Origin of the sequence: Microbacterium sp. 16-032 (genome assembly GCF_041079455.1) — a bacterium.
In the GTDB taxonomy this organism is placed as follows: Bacteria; Actinomycetota; Actinomycetes; order Actinomycetales; family Microbacteriaceae; genus Microbacterium; species Microbacterium testaceum_A.
Genome location: NZ_JBFYGQ010000012.1, coordinates 1 through 5,583, shown reverse-complemented (window position 1 = coordinate 5,583; position 5,583 = coordinate 1). Strand labels below are relative to the sequence as shown.

Sequence of the window (5,583 nt, the reverse complement as noted above, 5' to 3'; positions counted from 1 at the left end):
GAAGTGAACTGCCTCACGGGTAGGTCGAGAGATCGTTTCTGTGGGTGCGTCCGTTCCTTGAGAACTCAACAGCGTGCACTTGTCAAATGCCAATTTATTCCTCGTCGGTCTTCGGATCGCGAGAAATTCCTTTGGATCAAAGTCCAACCCTTCCGGGGGTTGGCGTGAAATTCGTCAGTAATGATGTTTTTCTTTGGTCAGTTTCAAACTCGCTGCGGCCCCGTTTTCCCGGTGGTTGTATGCATTTCTTTTTTTACGGAGAGTTTGATCCTGGCTCAGGATGAACGCTGGCGGCGTGCTTAACACATGCAAGTCGAACGGTGAAGCCAAGCTTGCTTGGTGGATCAGTGGCGAACGGGTGAGTAACACGTGAGCAACCTGCCCTGGACTCTGGGATAAGCGCTGGAAACGGCGTCTAATACTGGATATGAGACGTGATCGCATGGTCGTGTTTGGAAAGATTTTTCGGTCTGGGATGGGCTCGCGGCCTATCAGCTTGTTGGTGAGGTAATGGCTCACCAAGGCGTCGACGGGTAGCCGGCCTGAGAGGGTGACCGGCCACACTGGGACTGAGACACGGCCCAGACTCCTACGGGAGGCAGCAGTGGGGAATATTGCACAATGGGCGAAAGCCTGATGCAGCAACGCCGCGTGAGGGATGACGGCCTTCGGGTTGTAAACCTCTTTTAGCAGGGAAGAAGCGAAAGTGACGGTACCTGCAGAAAAAGCGCCGGCTAACTACGTGCCAGCAGCCGCGGTAATACGTAGGGCGCAAGCGTTATCCGGAATTATTGGGCGTAAAGAGCTCGTAGGCGGTTTGTCGCGTCTGCTGTGAAATCCCGAGGCTCAACCTCGGGCCTGCAGTGGGTACGGGCAGACTAGAGTGCGGTAGGGGAGATTGGAATTCCTGGTGTAGCGGTGGAATGCGCAGATATCAGGAGGAACACCGATGGCGAAGGCAGATCTCTGGGCCGTAACTGACGCTGAGGAGCGAAAGGGTGGGGAGCAAACAGGCTTAGATACCCTGGTAGTCCACCCCGTAAACGTTGGGAACTAGTTGTGGGGACCATTCCACGGTTTCCGTGACGCAGCTAACGCATTAAGTTCCCCGCCTGGGGAGTACGGCCGCAAGGCTAAAACTCAAAGGAATTGACGGGGACCCGCACAAGCGGCGGAGCATGCGGATTAATTCGATGCAACGCGAAGAACCTTACCAAGGCTTGACATATACGAGAACGGGCCAGAAATGGTCAACTCTTTGGACACTCGTAAACAGGTGGTGCATGGTTGTCGTCAGCTCGTGTCGTGAGATGTTGGGTTAAGTCCCGCAACGAGCGCAACCCTCGTTCTATGTTGCCAGCACGTAATGGTGGGAACTCATGGGATACTGCCGGGGTCAACTCGGAGGAAGGTGGGGATGACGTCAAATCATCATGCCCCTTATGTCTTGGGCTTCACGCATGCTACAATGGCCGGTACAAAGGGCTGCAATACCGTGAGGTGGAGCGAATCCCAAAAAGCCGGTCCCAGTTCGGATTGAGGTCTGCAACTCGACCTCATGAAGTCGGAGTCGCTAGTAATCGCAGATCAGCAACGCTGCGGTGAATACGTTCCCGGGTCTTGTACACACCGCCCGTCAAGTCATGAAAGTCGGTAACACCTGAAGCCGGTGGCCCAACCCTTGTGGAGGGAGCCGTCGAAGGTGGGATCGGTAATTAGGACTAAGTCGTAACAAGGTAGCCGTACCGGAAGGTGCGGCTGGATCACCTCCTTTCTAAGGAGCATCTGACGCCCTGTAATGGGGTTGTTCAGGCGCCGGATCAGACCGAATGTGTCTGCCGGTTAGCTCATGGGTGGAACATTTGACTTGGTGTCGGGGACGAGGTTCTCGGGTTTAGTACGTGGCTTGCCACTGGAACGATCTGGTTCGGAGTTGTCGATACATGCACGCTGTTGGGTCCTGAGGGGCCGGGCGCTGATCGCGTCAGTCGTATGGCTGGTGGTGGTTGGTGGCTGTTCCTCGAGGGCCTGCTTCGGTACCGGTGTTCCGGTGGCTGGGGTGGGTACCGCCCGTACTTTGAGAACTACACAGTGGACGCGAGCATCTTCGACATGAGCCTTTTGGTTTGTGTCGTGAAGATGATCTTAAAGATCATTAGTCAATTTTTTGACGATTCAACTCATGTGATTTCAAGTCTTTAAGAGCAAACGGTGGATGCCTTGGCATCTGGAGCCGAAGAAGGACGTAGCAATCTGCGATAAGCCTCGGGGAACTGATAAGCGAGTTTTGATCCGAGGGTGTCCGAATGGGGAAACCCCGCCAGGGCGCGTGCGTACCTGGTGACTCCCGCCTGAATATATAGGGCGGGTAGAGGGAACGTGGGGAAGTGAAACATCTCAGTACCCACAGGAAGAGAAAGCAAAAGCGATTCCGTAAGTAGTGGCGAGCGAAACCGGAAGAGGCTAAACCTAGCGTGTGTGATAGCCGGCAGGCGTTGCATGTTGGGGGTTGTGGGACTTTTCTGATTGTTCTGCCGAATGATCGACGTGACAAGAGGGTATAGACGAACGGTTTTGAATGGCCGGTCATAGAGGGTGCGAACCCCGTAGTCGAAATGCCTGTTCTTGGCGTGAAGAGTATCCCAAGTAGCACGGGGCCCGAGAAATCCCGTGTGAATCTGTCAGGACCACCTGATAAGCCTAAATACTCCCAGATGACCGATAGCGGACAAGTACCGTGAGGGAAAGGTGAAAAGTACCCCGGGAGGGGAGTGAAATAGTACCTGAAACCGTTTGCTTACAAACCGTTGGAGCCTCCTTAGTAGGGGTGACAGCGTGCCTTTTGAAGAATGAGCCTGCGAGTTAGCGATACGTGGCGAGGTTAACCCGAGTGGGGTAGCCGTAGCGAAAGCGAGTCTGAATAGGGCGATTCAGTCGCGTGTCCTAGACCCGAAGCGAAGTGATCTATCCATGGCCAGGTTGAAGCGACGGTAAGACGTCGTGGAGGACCGAACCCACTTAGGTTGAAAACTGAGGGGATGAGCTGTGGATAGGGGTGAAAGGCCAATCAAACTTCGTGATAGCTGGTTCTCTCCGAAATGCATTTAGGTGCAGCGTTGCGTGTTTCTTGCCGGAGGTAGAGCTACTGGATGGCCGATGGGCCCTACAAGGTTACTGACGTCAGCCAAACTCCGAATGCCGGTAAGTGAGAGCGCAGCAGTGAGACTGTGGGGGATAAGCTTCATAGTCGAGAGGGAAACAACCCAGACCACCAACTAAGGTCCCTAAGCGCGTGCTAAGTGGGAAAGGATGTGGAGTTGCTTTGACAACCAGGAGGTTGGCTTAGAAGCAGCCACCCTTGAAAGAGTGCGTAATAGCTCACTGGTCAAGTGATTCCGCGCCGACAATGTAACGGGGCTCAAGCACGCCACCGAAGTTGTGGCATTGACATTTTTGGTAGGCCTTCGTGGTCCAGCCGTGTTGATGGGTAGGAGAGCGTCGTGTGGCGAGTGAAGCGGCGGGGTGACCCAGCCGTGGACGCTACACGAGTGAGAATGCAGGCATGAGTAGCGAAAGACGTGTGAGAAACACGTCCTCCGAAAGACCAAGGGTTCCAGGGTCAAGCTAATCTTCCCTGGGTAAGTCGGGACCTAAGGCGAGGCCGACAGGCGTAGTCGATGGACAACGGGTTGATATTCCCGTACCGGCGAAGAACCGCCCAAGCTAATCCAGTGGTGCTAAGAGTCCTAGCTCGGAATGTTGTTGATCCCTTCGGGGTGAGACGCGTCCGTGTGAACGCTCGAACCCATGCTGGTGCGGCTAGCGTATTAACAGGTGTGACGCAGGAAGGTAGCCCAAGCCAGGCGATGGTAGTCCTGGTGCAAGTGCGTAGGCCGAGTGATAGGCAAATCCGTCACTCATTGAGGCTGAGACACGATGCGGATAAAAAGTGGGTGATCCTATGCTGCCGAGAAAAGCATCGACGCGAGGTTCTAGCTGCCCGTACCCCAAACCGACTCAGGTGGTCAGGTAGAGAATACCAAGGAGATCGAGAGAATCGTGGTTAAGGAACTCGGCAAAATGCCCCCGTAACTTCGGGAGAAGGGGGGCCATCCACTTATTAGGACTTGCTCCGAAAGGGTGTGGTGGCCGCAGAGACTAGTGGGTAGCGACTGTTTACTAAAAACACAGGTCCGTGCCAAGTCGCAAGACGATGTATACGGACTGACGCCTGCCCGGTGCTGGAAGGTTAAGAGGACCGGTTAGCCGCAAGGCGAAGCTGAGAATTTAAGCCCCAGTAAACGGCGGTGGTAACTATAACCATCCTAAGGTAGCGAAATTCCTTGTCGGGTAAGTTCCGACCTGCACGAATGGCGTAACGACTTCCCAACTGTCTCAACCGCGAACTCGGCGAAATTGCATTACGAGTAAAGATGCTCGTTACGCGCAGCAGGACGGAAAGACCCCGTGACCTTTACTACAGCTTGGTATTGGTGTTCGGTGTGGCTTGTGTAGGATAGGTGGGAGACGGTGAAGCATTCACGCCAGTGAGTGTGGAGTCATTGTTGAAATACCACTCTGGTCACTCTGGATATCTAACTTAGGACCGTGATCCGGTTCAGGGACAGTGCCTGGTGGGTAGTTTAACTGGGGCGGTTGCCTCCCAAAATGTAACGGAGGCGCCCAAAGGTTCCCTCAACCTGGTTGGCAATCAGGTGGCGAGTGTAAGTGCACAAGGGAGCTTGACTGTGAGACTGACAGGTCGAGCAGGGACGAAAGTCGGGACTAGTGATCCGGCAGTGGCTTGTGGAAGCGCTGTCGCTCAACGGATAAAAGGTACCTCGGGGATAACAGGCTGATCTTGCCCAAGAGTCCATATCGACGGCATGGTTTGGCACCTCGATGTCGGCTCGTCGCATCCTGGGGCTGGAGTAGGTCCCAAGGGTTGGGCTGTTCGCCCATTAAAGCGGTACGCGAGCTGGGTTTAGAACGTCGTGAGACAGTTCGGTCCCTATCCGCTGCGCGCGTAGGAAGTTTGAGAGGATCTGACCCTAGTACGAGAGGACCGGGTTGGACGAACCTCTGGTGTGTCAGTTGTTCCGCCAGGAGCACCGCTGATTAGCTACGTTCGGGATGGATAACCGCTGAAAGCATCTAAGCGGGAAGCCGGCCTCAAGATGAGACTTCCATACCATTTATGGTGAGAGGCTCCCAGCCAGACTACTGGGTTGATAGGCCGGATGTGGAAGCGTAGTAATACGTGAAGCTGACCGGTACTAATAAGCCGATGACTTGATAACACACCTGTTTTTGGTGCTTGCGTCCACTGAGTGGTTCTCGATGTACGGTCGGGAACTCAACAATGATCATGTCGTTGTTGGTTTTTGAAACATCAATAGTGTTTCGGCGGCCATAGCGAGAGGGAAACGCCCGGTTACATTCCGAACCCGGAAGCTAAGCCTCTCAGCGCCGATGGTACTGCAGGGGGGACCCTGTGGGAGAGTAGGACACCGCCGGACTTCCCTTAGTCGAAATGGCCACCCAAAGTTGGGTGGCCATTTCGCATTTACGGGCACAATCCCC

Annotated in this window: 3 rRNA genes; all 3 read left to right on the top strand. The window is 54.5% G+C overall.

Annotation, left to right across the window (positions count from 1 at the left end):
* Positions 1-252: 252 nt before the first annotated feature.
* Positions 253-1,774, top strand: a 16S ribosomal RNA gene (locus tag AB6V31_RS16785).
* A gap of 414 nt (positions 1,775-2,188) precedes the next feature.
* Positions 2,189-5,300: ribosomal RNA gene (locus AB6V31_RS16780) — 23S ribosomal RNA — on the top strand.
* A gap of 102 nt (positions 5,301-5,402) precedes the next feature.
* A 5S ribosomal RNA gene (gene rrf, locus AB6V31_RS16775) occupies positions 5,403-5,519 on the top strand.
* The 16S, 23S and 5S rRNA genes sit together here, the layout of an rRNA operon.
* Positions 5,520-5,583 lie beyond the last annotated feature (64 nt).